The 22,745-nt window shown below is 45.5% G+C and carries 18 protein-coding genes; 7 read left to right on the top strand and 11 right to left on the bottom strand.

The window, feature by feature from the left end:
* Positions 1 to 198: 198 nt before the first annotated feature.
* From HMPREF0658_RS01225 to HMPREF0658_RS01215, 3 genes are read right to left on the bottom strand one after another with little or no spacing between them, the layout of a single operon-like run.
* Positions 199 to 963, bottom strand: coding sequence for an amidohydrolase (locus tag HMPREF0658_RS01225; protein WP_006947970.1), 765 nt, complete (start codon positions 961 to 963; stop codon positions 199 to 201).
* 12 nt (positions 964 to 975) lie between these two features.
* A complete protein-coding gene (gene uvrA, locus HMPREF0658_RS01220) occupies positions 976 to 3,804 on the bottom strand; it encodes an excinuclease ABC subunit UvrA (protein ID WP_006947969.1) in 2,829 nt (942 codons plus the stop codon).
* A 34-nt stretch (positions 3,805 to 3,838) separates the two neighbouring features.
* Positions 3,839 to 4,513, bottom strand: coding sequence for a T9SS type B sorting domain-containing protein (locus HMPREF0658_RS01215; protein WP_006947968.1), 675 nt, complete (start codon positions 4,511 to 4,513; stop codon positions 3,839 to 3,841).
* Between the two features lie 135 nt (positions 4,514 to 4,648).
* Between HMPREF0658_RS01215 and HMPREF0658_RS01210 the strand changes: the two genes are divergently transcribed.
* From HMPREF0658_RS01210 to HMPREF0658_RS01200, 3 genes are read left to right on the top strand one after another with little or no spacing between them, the layout of a single operon-like run.
* Positions 4,649 to 6,037: a PBP1 and LysM peptidoglycan-binding domain-containing protein gene (locus HMPREF0658_RS01210; protein ID WP_024990898.1), complete on the top strand. Its 1,389-nt coding sequence runs from the start codon at positions 4,649 to 4,651 to the stop codon at positions 6,035 to 6,037.
* A gap of 7 nt (positions 6,038 to 6,044) precedes the next feature.
* Positions 6,045 to 6,791, top strand: a complete 747-nt coding sequence (locus HMPREF0658_RS01205) for a porin family protein (RefSeq protein WP_006947966.1) — start codon at positions 6,045 to 6,047, stop codon at positions 6,789 to 6,791.
* 10 nt (positions 6,792 to 6,801) lie between these two features.
* Complete coding sequence (locus HMPREF0658_RS01200) at positions 6,802 to 8,322, top strand: peptide MFS transporter (protein WP_006947965.1); 1,521 nt, start codon at positions 6,802 to 6,804, stop codon at positions 8,320 to 8,322.
* A gap of 335 nt (positions 8,323 to 8,657) precedes the next feature.
* Here HMPREF0658_RS01200 and HMPREF0658_RS01195 read toward each other — a convergent pair whose 3' ends face one another.
* The 4 genes from HMPREF0658_RS01195 to HMPREF0658_RS01180 form a co-directional block, all read right to left on the bottom strand.
* Positions 8,658 to 9,155 (bottom strand): threonine/serine exporter family protein, encoded by a 498-nt coding sequence (locus tag HMPREF0658_RS01195; protein ID WP_024990897.1) that lies wholly within the window; start codon positions 9,153 to 9,155, stop codon positions 8,658 to 8,660.
* 8 nt (positions 9,156 to 9,163) lie between these two features.
* Entirely contained in the window at positions 9,164 to 10,084 is a 921-nt protein-coding gene (locus HMPREF0658_RS01190) for a threonine/serine exporter family protein (protein WP_006947963.1), read from the bottom strand.
* Between the two features lie 106 nt (positions 10,085 to 10,190).
* Positions 10,191 to 10,997, bottom strand: coding sequence for a hypothetical protein (locus tag HMPREF0658_RS01185; protein WP_006947962.1), 807 nt, complete (start codon positions 10,995 to 10,997; stop codon positions 10,191 to 10,193).
* Positions 10,997 to 12,304, bottom strand: coding sequence for a Na+/H+ antiporter NhaC family protein (locus tag HMPREF0658_RS01180; RefSeq protein ID WP_006947961.1), 1,308 nt, complete (start codon positions 12,302 to 12,304; stop codon positions 10,997 to 10,999). Before HMPREF0658_RS01180 ends, HMPREF0658_RS01185 begins: the two co-directional genes overlap by 1 nt.
* 166 nt (positions 12,305 to 12,470) lie before the next feature.
* On the opposite strand from HMPREF0658_RS01180, the gene HMPREF0658_RS01175 reads away from it, so the two are divergent.
* Genes HMPREF0658_RS01175 through HMPREF0658_RS01165 form a run of 3 tightly spaced genes read left to right on the top strand, consistent with a single transcriptional unit; the run spans position 12,471 to position 17,444 of the window.
* Positions 12,471 to 16,082 carry a sensor histidine kinase gene (locus tag HMPREF0658_RS01175; RefSeq protein WP_006947960.1) on the top strand — a complete coding sequence of 1,204 codons (3,612 nt, stop codon included), beginning with the start codon at positions 12,471 to 12,473 and terminating at the stop codon, positions 16,080 to 16,082.
* 20 nt (positions 16,083 to 16,102) lie between these two features.
* Positions 16,103 to 16,825: a DUF5932 domain-containing protein gene (locus HMPREF0658_RS01170; RefSeq protein WP_006947959.1), complete on the top strand. Its 723-nt coding sequence runs from the start codon at positions 16,103 to 16,105 to the stop codon at positions 16,823 to 16,825.
* Positions 16,818 to 17,444 carry a hypothetical protein gene (locus tag HMPREF0658_RS01165; protein ID WP_006947958.1) on the top strand — a complete coding sequence of 209 codons (627 nt, stop codon included), beginning with the start codon at positions 16,818 to 16,820 and terminating at the stop codon, positions 17,442 to 17,444. Before HMPREF0658_RS01170 ends, HMPREF0658_RS01165 begins: the two co-directional genes overlap by 8 nt.
* Positions 17,445 to 17,460: 16 nt before the next feature.
* On the opposite strand, the gene rlmH is transcribed toward HMPREF0658_RS01165, so the two are convergent.
* The gene (rlmH, locus tag HMPREF0658_RS01160) at positions 17,461 to 17,931 is read right to left on the bottom strand and encodes a 23S rRNA (pseudouridine(1915)-N(3))-methyltransferase RlmH (protein WP_024990895.1); all 471 of its coding nucleotides are present in this window, start codon (positions 17,929 to 17,931) and stop codon (positions 17,461 to 17,463) included.
* A gap of 42 nt (positions 17,932 to 17,973) precedes the next feature.
* The gene (locus HMPREF0658_RS01155; RefSeq protein WP_006947956.1) at positions 17,974 to 18,291 is read right to left on the bottom strand and encodes a DUF4491 family protein; all 318 of its coding nucleotides are present in this window, start codon (positions 18,289 to 18,291) and stop codon (positions 17,974 to 17,976) included.
* 231 nt (positions 18,292 to 18,522) lie between these two features.
* Between HMPREF0658_RS01155 and HMPREF0658_RS01150 the strand changes: the two genes are divergently transcribed.
* Entirely contained in the window at positions 18,523 to 20,271 is a 1,749-nt protein-coding gene (locus HMPREF0658_RS01150; protein ID WP_006947955.1) for a phospho-sugar mutase, read from the top strand.
* Between the two features lie 957 nt (positions 20,272 to 21,228).
* On the opposite strand, the gene HMPREF0658_RS01145 is transcribed toward HMPREF0658_RS01150, so the two are convergent.
* Together HMPREF0658_RS01145 and ispE are read right to left on the bottom strand one after the other, a co-directional pair.
* Positions 21,229 to 21,735, bottom strand: a complete 507-nt coding sequence (locus HMPREF0658_RS01145) for an NUDIX hydrolase (protein WP_024990894.1) — start codon at positions 21,733 to 21,735, stop codon at positions 21,229 to 21,231.
* A 113-nt stretch (positions 21,736 to 21,848) separates the two neighbouring features.
* Positions 21,849 to 22,688, bottom strand: coding sequence for a 4-(cytidine 5'-diphospho)-2-C-methyl-D-erythritol kinase (gene ispE, locus HMPREF0658_RS01140; RefSeq protein ID WP_006947953.1), 840 nt, complete (start codon positions 22,686 to 22,688; stop codon positions 21,849 to 21,851).
* Positions 22,689 to 22,745 lie beyond the last annotated feature (57 nt).

The raw sequence follows: 22,745 nt of genomic DNA, 5'->3' as shown, positions 1-22,745 counted from the left end.
TGTGTTACACTTTTTTCCGGTGTATGCAAATATAAAGCGTTAAAAGATGCAGAAAAACACACTTTTTCCTGCACCACATTCATTGGGTTATGATTTCCTATTCTTTGCATAGTGCCGGCAAAGTTAGGAAAAGTTGGTGAAACACACAAATGTTTTCCTAAAAAAGATTCTGCTCCTCAACCGCATAAGCGATATTTCCTATACATCAAGCGTATAGGCATCAGCATCGCAAAGCACGGGAAACTTCCGGCGAAAGACTTCCAATGCGTCCATGTCGATGCAGGCTGTAACCGCACAAGCGTCGGTAGTGCCAGCAGTGGCCAACTCATGTCCATAAGCATCAAAAATAATAGAAGAGCCGTTGTAAGCACATGTGGGGTCGTTACCTGTCCGGTTGGCTCCTACCACAAAACATTGGTTTTCTATGGCACGCGCACGAAGCAAAGCTGTCCATGCCGCGATACGGGAAACAGGCCAGCTGGCTACATAGAGAATAGCATCATAGTCTCCTCGGTTGCGACTCCATACGGGAAAGCGGAGGTCATAGCAGACTTGCAGGAGAAACCTTACACCCCGAAACGCCACAACTACGCGTTGCCGACCACATGTGAAGTTGCGGTCTTCGCCACCATAACCAAACAGATGGCGCTTGTCGTAGAAACAGACGCGCCCGTCGGGTTGCACAAAATAAAAACGATTGCGGAATCCACCGTTGGTAGAAACAGCCACGGAGCCGGCCACGGCAGCACTGAGTGCAGCTGCCCTCTCCCGCATCCAGCACAATGTATCGCCGTCTTCCGGCTCGGCCATTCCGTCGGGATTCGTGGTAAATCCGGTGGTAAACATTTCGGGGAGCACGTAGAGGTCGCTTCCCTTGGCTTCATTCATCAACCGTTCTGCTCGATAACGATTGGCAACAGGGGCACCCCATGCAATATCATATTGTATTATCGTAATCTTCATACGGATGGTATTTTAACCGTTTAAGGCTTCTTTCAGGAATTGCGGCGTAAACCCTTCTTTACTGCGAGCCACCTCTTCGGGTGTGCCTGTAGAGAGCAAACGTCCGCCGTTACGACCTCCTTCCGGCCCCATATCAATAATATAGTCGGCCAACTTAATCACATCTAAATTATGCTCGATGACGATGACGGTGTTACCTTTATCTACAAGTTGCTGCAAGACGTTCATCAAAATGCGTATATCTTCAAAATGCAGTCCCGTGGTTGGCTCATCGAGGATATAGAGAGTTTTACCCGTATCGCGCTTACTCAACTCCGTTGCCAGCTTTACACGCTGGCTTTCACCGCCGGAGAGTGTGGTGGAAGGCTGCCCGAGTTTGATATAGCCAAGTCCCACGTTCTGTAACGTCTTTATCTTTTGCAGAATCGTAGGCACATTCTCAAAGAACTCCACGGCCTGATTGATGGTCATGTCGAGTACATCGGCGATGCTCTTTCCCCGATACCTCACTTCCAGCGTCTCGCGGTTGTAGCGCTTGCCATGACATACTTCGCAGGGTACCATCACATCGGGTAGGAAATTCATCTCAATGGTTTTATAACCGTTTCCTCCACAAGTCTCGCATCGTCCTCCTTTCACATTAAAAGAGAATCGGCCGGGTTTATAGCCTCGTATCTTGGCTTCGGGCAGATTGACGAAGAGTGCTCTGATATCACTAAACACACCTGTATAGGTGGCAGGATTGCTTCGCGGCGTTCTACCCAAAGGCGTTTGGTCTACATTCACCACTTTGTCGATATTCTTAATGCCTTCAAACGTTCGATACGGCATGGGAGCTTTCCGCGAACGGTAGAAATGTTGGCTGAGAATAGGCTGTAGTGTCTCGTTGATGAGTGTTGATTTACCCGACCCACTGACACCGGTAACGACAATCAGTTTGCCCAAAGGAAACTCTACATCCACATCTTTGAGGTTATTCCCGCAAGCATCACGCAGCCACAAGCTCTTCCCGTTCCCTGCTCTGCGCTTTTCGGGAACAGCGATAGACATGCGCCCGTTTAGGTAATCGCTCGTGATAGTATGTTGCTTCAGCATCTCGGCCGGTGTTCCCTGAAAGACTACTTCCCCACCCTTTCTTCCTGCTTTCGGGCCAATGTCCACAATATAATCGGCAGCCATCATCATATCTTTATCATGTTCCACTACGATGACCGTATTTCCAAGGTCTCGAAGTTCCCGAAGAGATTTGATGAGACGCTCATTATCGCGTTGATGAAGTCCGATACTCGGTTCATCGAGGATATAAAGAACATTGACCAATTGCGAACCAATCTGCGTGGCAAGTCGTATTCGCTGACTTTCTCCACCTGAGAGCGATGCCGATTGTCTATTCAGCGAAAGGTAATCAAGACCAACTTCAAGTAAAAAATGAAGCCGTGTAAGAATTTCTTTAAGTATCTCTTGCCCTATTTTCTTCTGCATCGGTTCGAGGTGTTTGGGGGCTTCTGTAAGCCACTCATATAGTTGTGCGATGTCCATGTCGGCTAAATCGGCAATGTTTTTGTCCCAAATCTTATAGGATAAGGCCTCACGATTGAGGCGTTTCCCATGGCATTCAGGACATTCGCATGCTGCGAGAAATTGGTCTGCCCACTTCTGTCCGCTTATACTGTCGTCGCTTTCCATCACACTGCGCAGATATTTTACTACGCCATCAAAAGCCGTAAAATAATCGCTGGACGTATGCACCAATTCCTTGGCTATTTTCACATTCGACAAAGAGCCATAAAGTATTTCGTTGAGCGCATCATCGGGAATATCTGTTATCGGTGTCTTCAGTGTGCAATCATACTTATTGAGCAGTGCCTCTATCTGCCAGAAAATCATCTGATTTTTATATTTGCCCAAAGGCACGATGGCACCATCGTGAATATTCAATGTCCTATCGGGTATAACTTTGTTGAGGTCTATCTCGCTGATGACACCGAGCCCTTTACATCGCGGACAAGCTCCTTCAGGGGAATTGAAAGAGAAGATATTGGGGGCTGGGTCTTTGTAAGAAATGCCCGAGGTAGGACACATCAGCAATTTGGAGAAATATTTGGCTTCATCGTTTGCTTGGTCAATTACCATTAGAAGTCCATCTCCTTGCTTCATAGCCGTGGAGACTGTTTTTTTCAATCGCTCGCCATCCTTCTCCTTCACCTGAAGTTTGTCTATCACTACCTCTATATTGTGATTTTTATATCGATCTACCTTCATACCACGTGTTATCTCTTGTATCTCTCCGTCTATACGAACATAGAGATAACCTTTACGACGCATGCTTTCAAAAAGTTCCCGATAATGTCCTTTTCTGTTCCTGATGAGTGGTGCAAGAATATAAATTTTCCTCTCTGCATAGCGATGGAGAATCATATCGAGTACTTTCTCCTCTGTATATCTCACCATCTTTTCACCTGTCATATAACTATATGCAGTCCCTGCCCTCGCAAAGAGTAAGCGTAGGAAATCGTATATCTCGGTGGTTGTTCCCACAGTAGAACGAGGATTCTTGTTGGTTGTTTTCTGTTCAATGCTGATAACCGGACTCAGACCTGTTATCTTATCAACATCGGGACGCTCCATGTTTCCCAGAAAGTTTCTTGCATATGCCGAAAAGGTTTCTATGTATCTTCGTTGCCCCTCTGCGAAAATCGTATCGAAAGCCAACGACGACTTGCCCGATCCGCTTAACCCCGTAATCACGGTTAGACTGTTACGCGGTATCTGTACATCCACATTCTTCAGATTATGTACACGTGCTCCCCAAACATTGATATTCTCGTCTTCACGCTTCATTTTCTTCCTTCCTTAAAGCTAATCTCTTCCTTTATTATGTACCTAACGATGCCCCCTCGGTATAACCTCGCAACAGATTTACGTCGCGTTTAATGGTAAACTTTCTGCCATCAGCTCCTCTTGCTTTCACCAAAACGAAGTAAACTCCCTCTGCGACATCCTTTCCATTAAACGTACCGTCCCATCCGCCGGCAGGGTCTGTCCACTCATAGAGCTTCTGCCCCCACCTATTATATATATAAGCATGAAATTCGATAATAGATTTATACCCCTCCTTCACCTTGTACACATCATTGATTCCATCGCCATTAGGGGAAAAGGCATTGGGCATTTCCAACTTACTTTCACTAATCGATACGGTCAGAGGTTGTGCACTGCGCCAATAGTCCTGTGTATAAGCTATGGTGTCGGTACCATTGATAAAGGTTGCATACAATACGATATAATGGGTACCGGAATCGGTAAACGTATATTCCGTATTCTCTTCATACCTTATTAAATAGGGGTTGCCGGCATTCCCTGTAGTGTAAAATCGCCATTCATAATAAGGAGTATAGGCACCTAAATGTTCGACATTAGCCATAAACTGTCCCCGTAATGGCGCAGATCCGGACATGTTGTTACTTTCTTCCTTCTCTCCTCTCTCATTCGTATATATGGCAGAGGGTGAGATAGTTGGCACATTGTCTGCATATACAGAGCAATCCATGCACTGCACGCATACGAATACCCATATAAGTCTTAAATAGAAGTTCATACGATATATTTATGCAAAAATACAAAAAAAGGGTGGTTAAATCAACTTTATTCAGTATTTTTGCACAATCATTCAGCCAAGAAAAAGATGCGAACACATATATTACGGCATTCCGTCACACTTGTAACACTAATGGTATGTATGGGTATCTTCGCCCAAACAACCCAATGGAAGGATATGTACAAGGTGAAGAAACGCGACACCGTCTTTTCCATAGCTAAGGACAATGGATTGACTGTGGATGAATTGATTGCCGCCAATCCCGACATGAAAATGCAGGGATACGAATTAAAGAAAGGTGATTACATCTTTATACCTTATCCCAAAAACACCTCCACAGGCGAAGTTGCTCGCTCAAATACCCCTCGGTCTACTGCTTCAACGACCGAAACGACCAGCCGTATGGGTGAAAGACGATTCGCGGAACGAATCAATGTAGGCGTTATGCTACCCTTGCATGACATGGATGGCGATGGCAAACGAATGGTAGAATACTATAGGGGCATGCTTTTAGCCTTTAACCAATTAAAGGAAACCGGACTTGATATCAACGTGTATGCGTGGAATGTGGGTGCCGATGCCGACATCAGACAGACACTTCTTGATGACAACGCAAAAAAATGTGATGTAATCTTCGGTCCGTTATACTCCAAGCAAGTGAAATACTTAGGTGATTTCTGCCAAAGAAATAGTATTAAAATGGTGATTCCTTTCTCCATTTCAGGAAATGAAACAGCCAAGAATCCACAAATATACCAAGTTTATCAATCATCTCAAGAAATCAACGAAGCAACCATCAGACACTTTGTTGAAAGATTCCAAGGCTTCCACCCCGTATTCATAGACTGTAACGACACCACTAGCAGAAAGGGGAACTTCACTTTCGGTTTGAGAAAACAGCTGGAAGCCAAGGGTATTTCTTACAATATTACCAATCTGAATAGCAGCGAAAACATTTTCCTAAAATCGTTCAGTCGCACTCAACCCAATATGGTTATCCTCAACACCGGCCGTTCGCCCGAACTGACTGTCTCCCTTACAAAGCTCGACGGCATAAGAACGTTAGTCCCCGGTATCAAGATTTCCCTGTTCGGATATACGGAATGGCTCATGTATACCAACCATAATTTGGAAAATTTCTTCAAATACGACACTTACATCCCTACTACTTTTTATTATAACCCCTTATCGGAAGACACCAAACTCATTGAGCAGCGATACCGTTGGAGCTTTCATGCAGATATGTTGAATGCCCTACCCCGCTTTGCGATTGTGGGCTACGACCAAGCCATGTACTTCATGAAGGGCTTACAGCAATACGGTAACGGATTCATCGGAACGAAAACACAGACAGTAGGAAACTCCATACAGACTCCATACCATTTTGTAAAAGCCGGCTCCGGAGGCTATCTCAACAAGAGTTTTATGCTTGTTCACTACAAGCCTAACCGCAGTATAGAAACCATCAACTATTGATACAGGAATGAAACTCGTTGCAAGATTGAGACTTCTGGGGATATTTCTCATGCTTCCTTTTGCCCTTCATGCGCAGATAGGGAAACATCGCAACGACCTTGCTATCGGTGTAAACGGTGGTTATGTGCTCAGCAATGTCGGATTCACTCCCACCGTTTCGCAGGGTATGCACGGAGGTATCACCGGCGGTCTGTCGCTCCGATATGTCTGTGAAAAGTATTTTAGTACTGTCTGTTCCATACAGGCGGAGGTGAACTATGCCATCCTTGGATGGAAAGAAGACATACGGGACAGAGATAACCACTCGGTTATCAATCCCGTAACGAATATGGCCGAACGATACAGTCGTACCATCCGCTATCTGCAAATACCTGTTTTTGCCCATTTAGCATGGGGTAAAGAGGAGAAAGGTATGCAGTTCTTCTTTCAAGCCGGCCCGCAATTCGGTCTTTTCCTCGGTGAGTCTACCTCCACGAATTTCACTCCTTCCAATCTCAACCTTACCGACCGTTCCAACAAGACCGTAGCACAATACTCCATGGATGTGGAGAACAAATTCGATTACGGCATAGCCGGCGGTCTCGGTGTGGAGTACTCTGTACCCAAAGCAGGCCATTTTCAGTTTGAAGGAAGATACTATTACGGACTTGGAAACTTGTATGCCGACTCCAAGAAAGACTATTTCAGTAAATCCAACTTCGGCAATATTGTCATAAAACTTACGTATCTATTCGATATTACTAACACTAAATAATTTTATAACTATGTTTGAAGGTCAACCTAAAGGACTTTATGCATTGGCTTTAGCCAATACGGGTGAGCGATTCGGCTATTACACCATGATAGCTGTGTTTGCATTGTTTTTAAGAGCCAACTTCGGCTTTGCGCCGGGCACGGCTGGTATCATTTACAGCAGTTTCTTGGGACTTGTCTACTTTCTGCCACTGATAGGCGGAATCATGGCCGACAAGTTTGGATACGGCAAGATGGTAACCATTGGTATTCTCGTTATGTTTGCCGGATACTTGGTGTTATCCATCCCGTTGGGACGCGACACAGTAGCCCTTGCAGGCATGTTAGCCGCACTACTCTTCATTAGTTTCGGGACAGGTCTGTTTAAGGGTAATCTCCAAGTAATGGTGGGTAACCTGTATGACAGTCCCGAATATGCTTCCAAGCGCGATTCTGCGTTCTCTATCTTCTACATGGCTATCAACATTGGAGCATTATTCGCTCCAACAGCAGCCGTAAGAATTAAAGAATGGGCAGAGTCCATAGGCTATGCTTCCAATGATGCCTATCACTTCTCTTTCGGCGTGGCTTGCGTATCATTGATACTTTCAATGGCCATCTACTATGGTTTCCGCTCTTCTTTCCGCCATGTTGAAAATGCAGTAGGACAAGGCAAGAGCAAAGGTAGCACAGAAACCGCAGAGCCGGAGCTTTCCCGCCAAGAGACAAAAGACCGTATTATTGCCCTCTGCCTTGTCTTTGCTGTGGTTATCTTCTTCTGGATGGCATTCCACCAGAACGGCCTTACACTGACGTATTTTGCCGATGAATTTGTAGAGAAGACCTCTACCGGCTTACAAAGTATGGCATTCGATGTTATCAACCTGCTGATGATTATTTTCATTGTGTATGGAACGTTCTCTCTTTTCCAAAGCAAGACGGGAAAGGCTAAGATGATTTCAGCAGTTGTGATACTTGCAGCAATTGGAATACTCATTTGGAAATACACCCGTATAGAGGGTATCGTAGACGTAAGTGCTCCCATTTTCCAACAGTTCAACCCCTTCTATGTGGTAGCATTGACACCCGTAAGTATGGCCATCTTTGCCTCTTTGGCACGTAAAGGCAAAGAGCCTTCAGCTCCGCGCAAGATTGCCTATGGTATGTTGGTTGCCGGTTCTGCATACGTATTGATGTTACTTGCCTCTCAAGGCTTAAACACTCCCGAGCAACAGGCTGTAGCCGGTGCCGATGCCACCTATGCATCTCCGAATTGGCTCATTGGTACTTACCTGATTCTTACTTTCGGTGAATTGCTTCTCTCACCTATGGGTATCAGCTTTGTAAGCAAAGTTGCGCCACCGAAATATAAAGGTATGATGATGGGAGGCTGGTTTGTAGCCACAGCCATCGGCAACCTTTTGGTAAGCGTAGGTGGTTACTTGTGGGGCGGACTGCCTCTGTGGAGCGTATGGGCAGTATTTATCGTGCTGTGTCTCCTCTCGGCATTCTTCATGTTTGTTATCATGAAACGCCTTGAAAAAGTATCGTAAAACCTTTTATCATTACAATAAACACATCGGGATGCTACCAAGTTGTAGCATCCCATTTCTTTTTTCGGCAATAGATGGATGCAGAAAGCCATATTACTCTCTCCCACTATCCATACATAGTAGTCATGCTTTCCGTTTCCATCACTTTCGTTGCATGATACGGAAGCTTAGCTTTCAGCTTGTCGGAACTAAGCTATCACGCCGCAAAAGCTAAGCTATTACATTGCAATAGCTTAGCTTTCTCAACTCGTCTTTTATCGTGCTTGCATTCAGTAAGTTATGGATAGTGCGCTTACCCTCAATCATTCATTAGAGTACTCATAAGCGATTGGGGGTTAATCGGAATATCGGGTTACGCGGAAAGAGATTTTCTTAAACACAAAGATGGGTATCGTAACACCCAAAACCATGCTAAGAATATCGAAAACACAGGTAAGTCCGTTAGAGAGGCATAAGTAAAGATAATGATGAAAAACCTGTTCTTCGTGGGTAGAGAGACACATCACAATACCCTCTACTGTGCGATAAGCATACATTCCGGGAATGATGGGCAGAAGAGAAGGGAACGAGAATGTTTCAGGAGGACACTTCGCGTGGTTTGAAAACAACACGGCCAGACAACCAATGAGGAGCGATGCGGCAAAACTCGCTGGTATCAGTCCCCACGCTCCGTTAGACAGATGCATAAGAAAGAAACGTACAGCATGCCCCATGCCTGCTATCAGTGCACAATATCCGTAGGTTTGCCGAGGTGGATTGCTAATACTTGCAAAACCCACAGCTGCCAATGCAGCAAACAAGGCGTCTTGTAGAACATCGGTAAAAAGTATCATCGGCTGCACTAAAACATTTTAAGGTTCATCAAAAGAATACCTCCCACCAGTCCCACTGATAAGCAGAAAGTGAGTATCATGGCACTCATAAACCGGCTGTAAGCCACCATGTATTGCCCTACAAGCATGTCGCTGATACTGTTGATATAAGGTATTCCGGGAATCAGGTAAAGCACGCTCGTTCCCAAAGCTATTTCCGGTGTCTGCCCGATACCGAGCGTATAACCCGAAGCACCTATCACAGCGGAGACGAAAGCACAGCATATAAACACAGCATGCACATCGATATGTACACGCAACAATTCTTGTTTCAACAGGAAACCGATGAGCGTAGCGCAGAAAACAATGCCCATTGAGGAAAAATCGCCGCCAAATATACGGCAGAAAGACATATTGGCCAGCGAAGCGAGCAAAAGTACCAACCAGCGATTGGTATCGGGCGATGCTATGATGGCTGCAAAACGACTTTTTGCTTCATGAAGTGCGACGCGGCCATCGGCTACATCCCAACTCAGCCGACTTAACTGCGTGTTCTTGTAAAAATTGATTCCGGTTTGAGGAATACGTCTGATAAACACTTTGTTTTCTTCTGTTTCGCTATTAAACGCATTCAAATGCACACTGTAGGGCATAATGGTGAGCTCTATTTCAAGATTCCATGTGGCAGCCATACGCTGTACATTCTTTCTTATTCTGATGCAAGTAGCCCCGCAAGCTAACATCCATGCGGCATAATCTGCAATAAAGACATGTGCTTCGTTGATGTGTTCGTTTCTCATGGCGGCATGCCGTAACAGGACGCTTTCTCTTGCCTTTCTGCAAGGGAGACGGTTTCCGGTTCTCCATCTTCTTTGTTTGGGGGCAGAGAACATGCCCCATTGATAACTTGACAAGTCGGTCGGGTTTCCGAGTTTTTCAATATCTCTCATGCCATTTTGCTGTTTATCATCCGTTCTGCAAAGGTATAACGTATTTATGACAATCAGGAAAAATCGCCGAATTTTATTCAGACAGCGATGGAAACTTTATTTATCGTTATTCTTCTATCTCTAAGAAACTGCGGAGACAATGGTGCATCAGGCAGCTTGAGGCTTCGAGAGGAGCATGAGACAGATGAGCAAATGCGCACTTTATGCCCCGCATAAAGGCGGAAAAGTGGGTGCGAATAAAGCCTGCGGAGTGTGGTTCCGTAACATGAAGAAAGGGCTTTTTGAAGTAGGCAGCTCCGAATGAACGGGGTGCAGCCTCAGTCAGCAGACGTTTCATAAAAGGCAACTCTTCTTCCTCGAAGCAGAAACCGGCAACCAGTAGACTGCCTACATAGTCGGCCATGCGTTGCAGATGCAGTCGGGGAAGCCAGCTATCGAGTTTTACAAAGTCTGCCTTATGCCCCATGGTACGCAAAAAAGAACCCAAAGAGATAAGCCCTTGCATGGAGACACCTCGTGTAAGTAGAGATTCGATATTGAATAAGATGAGACGAAGCAGGCGTATCGTCTCCACAGAAGTATCGATGCTATGGTGCTCATTGTACAGAATGCGGTGTAGTTTGAAGTTTAACCATGGGTTGTGCAGTCGCACCTGTTCTATGGGAAGAGGAGGAATATGGTTCTCGGCATTCAGTTTCCGCAGCTGTTCGAGCACCTCGATGGGCATATTCATACGCTCATCGCGGGCATGTCGCTCAACGCCGGCCAGCACGAAGGTGAGTACTTTGTGTGCCTCGGCAAGTTTGCAAAGCTGTCGCCACTTAAAGACCGACATCTGTTCGGGTCGTCTTTGAGCGGTAAAAGCTCCGGCGGTTGTGAGGAAAAGCAGGTTGCGGGTCGTAACGTCGGGCATCAGCTGTATCGTTTAGGGTAACGGAATAGGATGGACAAGAGTGCTGCTACGCCCAAGACATACGGATAATAAAGGAACGGAAGAATCTCAATGGGATTCAGCGCAGCCAATCCCGCGGCGATAAGAATCTGGGCACCGTAAGGAATGATGCCCTGCATGACGCACGAGAAGGTGTCGAGCAACGTGGCTACTTTACGATTATCTACTCCGAATCGGTCGCCGATATTCTTGGCAATGCCACCCACGGTAAGTATGGCCACGGTGTTGTTAGCCGTACAGATGTCAATGATGCTCACCAGAAAGGCAATCGAAAGTTCTGCGCCCCGTTTGCCATTGATGCGTGCGGTGAACTTTTCGATAATGTAATCGATACCTCCATTTTCGCGAATCAGTTCGAGCAAACCGCCTGCCATCATAGTGATGATGATAAGCTCGCCCATTCCAAGGATGCCTTTCCCCATGGAATCGAACCATCCGTAGAGGTCGTAATTGCCGTCGTAGATGCCGATAATACCCGTCAGAATCAATCCGATAGTGAGCACGGCCATGACATTGATGCCAAAAACAGCACATACGAGCACCACAAGGTAGGGAATCAAGCGGATGTAGTCTATCGGGGGAACTTGCGACGGGCTATCAATGGTGTTGCCCATGAAGATATAGATGATGAAAACAAGTAAGGCCACGGGGAAAACAATATAAGAATTGACGCGGAATTTATCGCTCATCTTGCAGCCTTGTGTAGAGGTTGCTACAATAGTTGTGTCAGAGATAAACGAGAGATTATCGCCAAAGAATGCGCCGCCCACTACGACAGCAGTCATCAATGGGATACTTGTGGCGGTAGACGCGCCCAGCCCCGCAGCAATAGGCGTTAAGGCAACAATGGTTCCGACGCTTGTTCCAATAGACATGGAGATAAAACAGGCAGCCAAGAAAAGTCCGGCCAAAAGCATATTACCGGGTAGTATGTTGAGCGTAAGATTCACGGTCACGTCGATACTCCCCATCTCTTTTGCCGCATTGGCAAAAGCTCCGGCAAGGACGAATATCCAAAGCATCAACATCATATTCGACGTGCCGGCTCCGCGACTGTAGGCTTCAATGCGTTTCGAGAGCGGGAATCCGCCGAAGATGGCTATGGCATAAATGCTGGAAACGAGAAATGCCACGGTGATGGGAACTTTATAGAAGTCGCCGGCAACAATGGATGTCGCCAGATAAAGCACAATAAACACCAGCAGCGGACTGAGTGCCAATAAACCTTTCTTATTACTCATATCTTTGATTCTTATAGGATCTGTCATATCAATGGATGGCCGTTTCGTTCCCCGTTTTTGTCTATCATGAGAAGCACACTGATGATTTTTAGTTTTGTTTTACCTCAAAAGTGGGGTCACATCTACGCTTTTTCCATCATTTTACCTCTTGTTTTTATGATAATTGGCTGCAAAATTACGCAGAAAAGTTGAGATGTGCGAGAAACACAGGCTGCTATTTCGAGTGAAACAGCTTTTTCCCGCTTTTTATTTCTCTTACCGAAAAATATATGTTATTTTTGTAATCGTGAAAGGATTAAGCCTATTTTTCCTTGGAATATTTTTGCTGCTTTCAGCTTGTTCGTCGCCGGAGAACCACGAAGTAGACAAGTTGAATGAGCTTTCCTATGACTATCATTATCGGAATTTGGACTCTACAATGGTCTATGCCCATCGTGCTTTGAGGCTTGCCGGTAGCAACGATGATGCAGGCAGTGCAGAAGCATTGAATAATATGGCGTTTGTCAATCTTGTGCGGATGAACTATCGTCAGGCCGCCGCACAGCTGGATAGGATTTTAGGGCATACCGATAACCAAATAGAACTGCTCATTGCCGATATTCAATATATGCGTCTCTGTCAACGACAGTCGAGAAACAAAGACTTTTATGACTACCGTGAGAGTGCATTACGTCGATTCCGTCGCATTGAAGAAGAGCAAGAAATGCTGAATCTGCACCAAAAGAAGCGCATGATTTATGCCCGAACAGAGTTTGATATCGTTACTTCCACCTATTATTATTATGTAGGCTTAGAGGCTCCTTCTATCTATGCAATGAAAGATATTGATGAAAACGGAGAGATAAAGGAAGATACTGCGCAATTGCTGAACTATTATTATAATGTAGGAGCAGGCGGAGTGATAGACAAAGGCACGCACAACGAGATGATACAGACCGAATTTGACTACCTGATGCGTTGCTATCTCATTGCCCGAGAGGGACATTATCCGTTTTGGGAAGCCAATGCCATGCAGGCCATGAGCGAGCATCTGCAATCTGCAGAGCAACGGAACTTGTTGTTCAAACAGAACCTTTCCGCTATCAAAGCCATCAATATTGACCATGTACCCGATAGTTTATTGGCAGAAAATCTGGCTTTGCGCTCGCTGCAAATCTTCGTCCAATTCGGCGATATATACCAGATTGCCGGTTCATGGCGCACATTGGCAGGGGCTTATTGGCAGTTAGGCAACTATCGTTCGGCACTTTTCTGCCTGAACAAAGCATTGAACAGCAACAGAAAGATTCATCAGGCATCCGACTTGATTGCCTCTATCAGAGAACAACTGAGCGTGGTTTATGCCGCCATAGATGATAAACCAAACAGTGATTACAACCGTCGGCTCTATCTTGAGCTACAAGAGATGACACGACAAGATAGACAGCTCGAAGCCCGTGCTGACCAATTAAACCGTGCTTCGGCACAACTCAACATAATGATACTTGCCGTTTTGGCCATGATTGTCATCACTATCCTCCTTCTTTTCTTCTTTAATTACCTTAGACACCATCGCAATCGCGAGGATACACTGCACCCCTTGCTGGAACCCTTAGAGCAATGGAAGAAAGAAAACGAAGCCCATATACGCTCATTGAAAAGCCGATACGAAGAAATCAACGAGGAAAAATCAATCCATCAACTGCATTTGAGGAACAATCGGCAAAGAAACATTGAGCAACGCGCCAAGCTGTCGCTCGTCAATAGCATGACCCCGTTTATCGACCGCATGCTGAATGAGGTGGCAAGATTGAAGAAATCAGACGAGAAACAGGCTGTAAGGGAAGAACGATATGCCTATATCGCCGAGCTTTCCGATAAGATAAACGACTATAATACGGTGCTTACCCAATGGATTCAGCTAAGGCAAGGAGAACTCAGTCTTCACATCGAAAGTTTCCGATTGCAAGACATCTTCGACATTGTGGCAAGAGGACGCATGGAGTTTCAGCTCAAAGGAATCCGTCTTTGCATAAAACCAACCACGGCCATTGTCAAAGCTGACAGAATATTAACACTGTTTATGGTTAATACCATTGCAGATAACGCCAGAAAATTCACCCCATCGGGCGGTAATGTATGTATCTCCGCTCAACAGCAGGACGATTTTGTTGAGATCTGTATACACGATACCGGCATCGGAATGAACGAGCAACAACTTTCACAACTCTTTACGCGTCAACCACTGCAGCTCGGCGATGAAGCCATCGACACCCACCACCAAACCCCGCAGAAGTCACATCGCTTCGGGTTGATGAATTGCAAAGGCATCATAGACAAGTATCAAAAAATCAGCAAACTGTTTGCCGTGTGCAAGATAGAGGTAGAAAGCGAAGCGGGAAAAGGTACAAAAGTTTGCTTCAGATTGCCAAAAGGCACTGTGAGAGGACTGCTTGTGCTCGTCTTCGCAACTTCTTCGCTTCTTATATCGGCAAAGGTTTCTTCGGCAAACATCCATCGAATCAAGGCTGCCGCCTTTGCCGACAGTGCCTACCAAAGCAATCTCAACGGCACTTATACCCGTACTCTTGCATTTTCCGATAGCTGCAGAACCCATCTCAACCGTCTCTATCTCAAGACTTATCCTCATGATACCGACACGTTATTAAGGTTCTCTACCAGCCCGAAAGTTCCTGCGGAAATTCATTGGTTGCATCGTAGATTCCGATTAAACTATCAAGTTGTTCTCCGTATGAGAAACGAGAGTGCCGTTGCTGCCTTGGCTTTGCACAGGTGGGATTTATACCGCTATAACAACAAAGTCTATACACAGTTATTCAAAGAGCATTCTGCAGACACAAATCTGGCCACCTATTGCAGCGTGATGCAGAAGTCGGGTAACAACAAGACCATTGCCATCGTTATTTTGGTCATTCTTTTCGTACTCATCTTCCCTGCCTATTATTTACTGTATTACAGACATTTGCTCCATTTCAACTTCTGCATTGATAAAATCAAACATATCAACGAAATACTGCTCAGCAAAGTTCCCGAATCAGAGATGCTGCGACTTATCAACCGCACCATTCAAACAGACAGAACAGAAAAATTGCCTACTGCCCTATCGGCCATCATCAAACAAATCACATCTGCTTTGCAACAAAGTATCGATAACACTGAGTTGAGACAGCAAAGCATAGATGGTGCCAAGGACGAGCTGCGTAGAATACAGTTGGAAGAAGAGCGTTTGTATATCAGCAACAGCGTGTTAGACAACTGCCTCAGTACCTTAAAACATGAGACCATGTATTATCCTTCGCGTATCAGCCAACTTGTGGAGGGTCGAGACGAGTCTTTGTTGTCGCTGAACGAACTAGTTCGTTATTACAAAGACATCTTTTCCCTGCTGAGCGCACAGGCCGATCGACAGGTAGAAGTTCCGCTCCTGCAATGTCGTCCCGTTGCTATTTCCGCACTTACCGGTAAAGAGAACGAGGGAAAAATACTCTGCGATGATGATATGATGCACTTTCTTTTCGAGATATTAAAGAAACAAAGCGGACAAAAAGAATTGCTTTTGCAGGTCTCGGAGCGAGGCAACAGATATGTCGTCTTTAGTATCGAAATGCCTTTTGCTATGGATGAAACCCGTTGCCGCAGGCTTTTTACGCCCCTTACATCCAACGTTCAATACCTGCTTTGCAGGCAAATTATCAGAGAAACGGGAGAGATGACCAATGCAAGAGGCTGCGGCATTCTTGCCATACCAGCCCCCAACGGCAATACCACGATAGAGATAACATTGGCTAAGGCTTCAAAATCATAAAGATAAAAGGAGATAGTAGAATGGAAAAATTTAAAGTGATTATCGTAGAAGATGTGCCTTTAGAATTGAAAGGCACAGTAGGTATCATCAAAAATGATATACCCGAAGCCGAAATCATCGGCACAGCTGACAGCGAACAGGCGTATTGGAAGCTCATGAAGCAGCAGGAACCCGACTTGGTTTTGCTGGATTTAGGACTTGGAGGCTCAACGACCGTAGGTGTGGAGATATGCCGACAAACAAAAGAAACAAAAAAGCATATCAAGATTCTCATATTTACGGGCGAGATACTAAATGAGAAACTCTGGGTAGATGTACTCGATGCTGGAGCCGATGGCATTATTCTCAAGAGTGGAGAACTGCTTACCCGAGGCGATGTATTCAGCGTCATGAATGGAAAAAGACTTGTGTTCAACCAGCCTATTCTCGAAAAAATCATCGACAGATTCAAGCATAGCATTCATCATCAATTACAAAAGCAAGAAGCACTCATCAACTACGAGATAGATGAATACGACGAGCGCTTCCTTCGTCATTTAGCTTTGGGCTACACCAAAGAACAGATTACCAACCTTAGAGGCATGCCCTTTGGTGTTAAAAGCTTGGAAAAGAGGCAAAATGAACTTGTCCAGAAGCTGTTTCCCGATGGTAACGGAGGTATCGGAATCAACGCCACACGTCTTGTTGTCAGAGCTTTGGAACTGCGTATATTAGATATAGACAATCTCGAAGCCGATGAATAACCGAGCTGCCATAGAACGATATGCCGCCAAAGGCGCACTTGCATTATGCGTGTTGTATGCATTCGTCATCCTCATATCGTGGGTTGTGGCCTCTTCCATGCCGCAACTTCCCTTGCGCTCCATCCTTAGTTCGGAAGGCGTCAGATGGCTTTTCGGGCATTTTACGTCTAATATTTCGGGGTCTATGCTGGCTTGGCTGTTACTCATTGCTGTTGCATACGGAGTTATCAAAGATAGTGGGATGGTGGCATCCGTTATCTTGCTTCTCGCAAGAAAAAAGCTCCCCTATCGTCATTTGCTGGCATTGCGGTTTGTCGCCGGCCTGTTGATGGTGTTGATAGCTATTCTTGTGTTGCTTACCTGTATACCTCATGCCATTCTGTTGAGTGTAAACGGACATCTTTTTCCCAGCAGTTTCAGTCGCAGCCTCATACCTATTCTCTGTTTTATCGGCACGGTTTCTGCCGTCACATTCGGATTGGTATGCGGTCGTTACACTTCTTTGGTACAGGTCTTCCGTGCTCTTATCTATGGCATTACAGCCTTTTCACCTACTTTCTTCATCTATATATTGGTGGCACAATTATATTATACTATCCTTTACATTGTTCCCCTATAGACAGAAAACGTACTTGTTATTCGTGATGATACGGCTCTCCTTTAATAATCGTGCAAGCCCTGTATAGTTGTTCGGTAAAAACCAATCGCACCATTTGGTGTGAAAACGTCATTTTAGACAGAGATATTTTTTCATTCGCCCTGTCATAGACACTGCTTGAGAAACCGTAAGGGCCGCCTATGACAAAAGCCAATCGCTTACAGAAGCCTTGCTTCTTTTCTATCCACTTTGCAAAGTCTATACTCCGAAACATTGTTCCGTGTTCGTCAAGCAACACAACCGTATCGGTAGGCAATATTGTTTTCAGAATCTGTTCGCCTTCTTTTTCCTTTTGCTGCTGCTCACTCAGGCTTTTGGTGTTTTTCAGTTCAGGCAGAGTTATCACCTCAAACGGCATGTAATGAGCAATGCGCTGTGCATAGTCTTCTATGCCTGCGACAAGATGTTGATTCACTGTTTTACCAACAACAATCAATACGGTCTTCATCATAAAACGTTTTCTATCTGTTCGGAAGAATGCTACAAACTGTCATTCTTTTTCCTCCGAAGACTTTCGATAACAATGTTTTCTCTTTGGATTCATAGGAAACCATCCTTTCTCCACACGGCGTTTCTGTTCAAAAAGCTCGCCGATACCCCACAGCAAAGAAGCTCCGAACACGCCCATAATAGACGAGAAGATAACGTTTTCTATAAAAAAAGCGCAACCGAGGCTTGCAATGCCCCCGATGAGAAATCCCCACCAAGGTCTGGTACCCCAGTAATATTCCGCTTTAATGACAAGAGGATGACACAGCCCGATAATGAGGAATGTGCTCACAGCAATGATAACGCCCGTATAATACATGGTTGTTTCTGTTTAGATAATATGCTTTCCATGCCTTGCACATAAGCAAGAGTCACCGATAAAACATCTTGCAAAGATACGGAATTTTTACGTTATCCGGCAACCGGATAAAGAAAACAAGTTGTAAAATCATAAAAACGTGCACTCATTTCCTTAGATAATCCCATTTTTTTCGTAATTTTGTGGCATAGCATCATATAACAAATAACACATAAAATTATAGTTTTGAGTATGGAAAATAATAAAGAATTAATCGCACAATGCGGGGCGAAAGCCCAGCAATGGTTATCTCCGGCTTTCGACGCGGAAACCCGTAAGGCAGTGGAAAACATGTTGGCGACTGCCGATAAGACCGATTTGATAGAGAGTTTCTACAAGGAGTTGGAGTTCGGAACAGGCGGACTGCGCGGTATTATGGGAGCAGGCTGCAACCGAATGAACATTTACACCGTGGGTATGGCTACTCAAGGATTGGCCAACTACTTAAAGAAAAACTTTGCAGAACGCAAGGAAATTTCTGTTGTCGTTTGCCATGACTGCCGCAACAACAGTCGTCTGTTTGCCGAAACAGTAGCCGACATCTTCTCGGCAAACGGCATAAAGGTTTATCTTTTCAAAGACATGCGCCCCACACCGGAGTGCTCTTTTGCCATCAGACACTTCGGTTGTCAGAGTGGTGTCAATATTACAGCCAGCCATAACCCGAAAGAATACAACGGCTACAAGGCCTATTGGGACGATGGCGCACAGGTGTTGGCACCCCACGACAAAGGCATTATCGACGAAGTGGGCAAGGTGAAAGTGGAGGATGTGAAGTTCAAAGGAGACAAAAGTCTGATTCAGCTCATTGGCGAGGATATAGACAACATATATCTTGAGAAGATTCGTACCGTCTCCATCGACCCTGCCATCATCCAAAGGCAAAAAGATTTGAAGATTGTCTATACTCCGCTACATGGAACAGGTATGACAATGATACCCCGTTCGCTAAAACTCTGGGGATTTGAAAATGTGCATTGCGTGAAAGAACAGATGGAGCGGAGCGGCGATTTCCCCACAGTTGTGAGTCCCAACCCTGAAAACGGAGAGGCACTGACTTTAGCTTTGAGAGATGCAAAGGCATTGGATGCCGACATCGTGATGGCTTCCGACCCCGATGCCGACCGCGTGGGAATGGCTTGCAAGAATGATAAAGGCGAGTGGATACTTATCAATGGTAACCAGACCTGTCTGCTCTTCCTCTATTATATCATTACCAACCGCATCAAAACGGGAAAGATGCGACCCAACGATTATATCGTGAAAACCATTGTCACTACGGAAGTCATTCGTAAAATCGCAGAGAAAAACCATATAGAAATGCGCGATTGCTACACCGGATTTAAGTGGATAGCCCGCGAGATACGTATTTCTGAAGGCAAACAGCAGTATATCGGTGGCGGCGAAGAAAGCTACGGTTTCATGGCCGAAGATTTCGTACGCGATAAGGACGCTGTTTCCGCCTGCTCACTGCTGGCCGAAATCTGCGCATACGCTAAAGACCAAGGAAAGACGCTCTATGATTTGCTCATGGACATTTACTTGGAATACGGATTCTCACATGAGTTCACCATCAATGTCGTGAAGCCCGGAAAGAGCGGAGCCGATGAGATAAAGAAGATGATGGAAAACTTCCGTACGAATGCACCGCAGGAATTAGGCGGCAGCAAGGTGGTTTGTTGGAAAGATTATCAGACTTTGGAAGCGAAAGACGATAAGGGACAAACGACCCGACTCAACATGCCGGAACCCAGCAATGTGCTTCAATGGTTCTGCGAAGATGGCACCAAAGTGAGTGTACGTCCGTCGGGAACTGAACCTAAGATAAAGTTCTACCTCGAAATAAAGGGAGAAATGAAGTGCGAAGGGTGCTACGAACGTTGCGTAAAAGAAAGCATGGAGAAAATAGAGCTCATCAAAAAAGACCTCCATCTTAACTAATTATCCCTCAACATGATAGCAGCCGTTTTGTAAAAGCTGTGCTTTTACGTCCTCAAGGCTAAGCTATCACACGATAAAAGCTAAGCTGTTACGATGTAATGGCTTAGCTTTTTCATTTCAGTATCGCACCTTCAGTGCTCCGTTTAGAGAAACGTTCTATACCCAGCGCTATGCGCTGGACTGATAAATTGCGCTCCTGCAGAGCTTAGTTGAGGGAATGCCATATACCCGATACACGAGTTCGGGATAAGGTTATCTGGACTGTACGCCCCGACGGGGCGTAAGACTTTAGGCAGGGTGTGAAGCTCGTAAGAGCGCCACCCCTGATAAGCATGTGTAGAAAGATGAATCCCGTAGGGGTGACGGAGGATGGAGGATTCGTGCTCTGCCGCCCCTTCAGGGCTTAGATAGCGGGAATCCACGACACAGGGGCTACGCTACCGCTTACCCCTGTCTAAGGTCTGTCGCCCCTTCAGGGCTATTAGATAAAAATCTCTTATCCCGAATCGTGTACCCGATGCTATGCGATAGGCTGACATACCGCATTCTTGTAGAACTTAGTGGGGCTTTATGAACGAATGAAATATAGGGTTGTGTGAATTGGACTACACGCCTTTGAGGATTGAAAGGCGAGCGCTGCAAGGCGCGTAAGATGTCAGCCCAAGGCAACGCCTTGGGTAAAGGGGCACCACAAAATGGAGCGCTGTAAGTGCGACAGACCAAAGGCAGGGGGAACAGCCCTGTTAAATGTATGCAAGAATGAAAAGCCTCGGAGATCTTAGAACTCCCACGTCAAGACAACAAGCATTATGCTGCCGCCCATCCCTGTCTGTTTTCTGTTGTTCATTACCTTTCCTCTTTTCGCACAGCAAACCTTATTTTAGGGCTTACAGTCCAAATAATCTTATCCCAAACACACCTGTATGTATATGGGAAAAGAGGCAATGAAGGGTCTGCTCACTTGCTTCCCCAATAAGCGGAATATTCATCCTCGAAGTTAGGAGTAAGCATGCCGTTGCCTATTGCAGTCAATATCTCCTCGCGCGACCAGAATTTTCCTTCAGCCAACTCTTCCTTGTTGGGCGTAATAGGCTTGTCATAAACGGTGGAGAAGACGTAGACCAACTCCCGTTCCCTTAGTCCTTCAAAGACGTAACGCCCCACGGTTTGCGGCTGAAAGTCTGTTATCTGTAACTCCTCACGCGCTTCACGCGCTAACGCTTGCTCAATATTTTCGCCTAAATCCACATGTCCGCCGATGGCCGTATCCCACTTATTGGGCTGTATGTCTTTCCATGCAGGTCGTTTTTGCAGGTATAATTCGCCTTTACTGTTGAACACATGCAGATGAACCACAGGGTGAAGAACCTTTGAACCGTTATGCGCCTCACCGCGAGAGATAGCTCCTAAGATATTTCCCTCTTCATCTACAACGGGAAACATTTCATTTTGATTGTCTTTCATATTCAAACAAAACAGGGTAAAGATTGAACCCCAATCGGTCATGAGACTGCTTATTTACCATTTTAATAGGGATAACATGGTTTCCTATACAGGCTCTCATGACCGATTTGGGCTTAAAGTTGCATGACAGCAGTATAGTAATGACCGAACGTTTGCTCTATATGGACAGGTCGTTCCTTAAAGAGGGCAAACACAGCACTTCCGCTTCCGCTCATCAGTGCGAAAGAGGCACCAAGGCTATACAATTGCTCCTTGATGGCTGCAATGGTCGGATAATTCGAGAAAATGGGCGCTTCAAAATCGTTGGTCAATTCCTCCCGCCATGTTTCCACAGGCTTTGCAACGATGTCTTTGCAGCATTTTACCGGTCGTTTGGGAGTGATGAAGCTGTAAGCCTCTCGGGTGGAAACGGCTATATCGGGTTTAACGATGGTTAAGTAATAGCCTTTCAAATGCTCGGAAAGGCCGTTGAAAGGTTCGAGAATATTTCCTGTTCCCAAAGCAAAAGCCGGCTTGGAAGCGATAAAAAAAGCACAATCAGCCCCTAATCGGCCGGCATACGCCTCCATCTCTTTTTGTTTCATATTCAGAGAAAAACGCTCATTGAGCAACCTTATCATATAGGCGGCATCGCTGGAACCGCCTCCCATTCCGGCCTGAACAGGAATACGCTTGTGCAAATAGGCGTAGATACGCGGCAACTCAAAGTCTTTTGCCAGCAAATGATACGCCTTAACCACCAAATTATCTTCGCCATTACCAAAGACAGAGATGCCCGATATCGTCAGGTTACACGCATCTTCTACGGGAAATTGTTCGTCCATGCACTTGATTTCCAATGCATCCGTCAGCGGAATGGGTAAGAAAACCGTCTCAATATCATGGAGACCATCGTTCCGCCGAGATACGACATTGAGCCCCAAATTAATCTTTGCACAGGGAAAAATAATCATTGTTCGTCTATTTTTACTGCAAATGTAATAATAATTATCCCAAGAGCAGTTCCTTAG

The sequence above is a fragment of the Hoylesella marshii DSM 16973 = JCM 13450 genome (assembly GCF_000146675.1).
Classification (GTDB): Bacteria; Bacteroidota; Bacteroidia; order Bacteroidales; family Bacteroidaceae; genus Prevotella; species Prevotella marshii.
The sequence above is the reverse complement of the archived record's forward strand: the minus strand, read 5'-3'. Positions and strand labels throughout refer to the sequence as shown.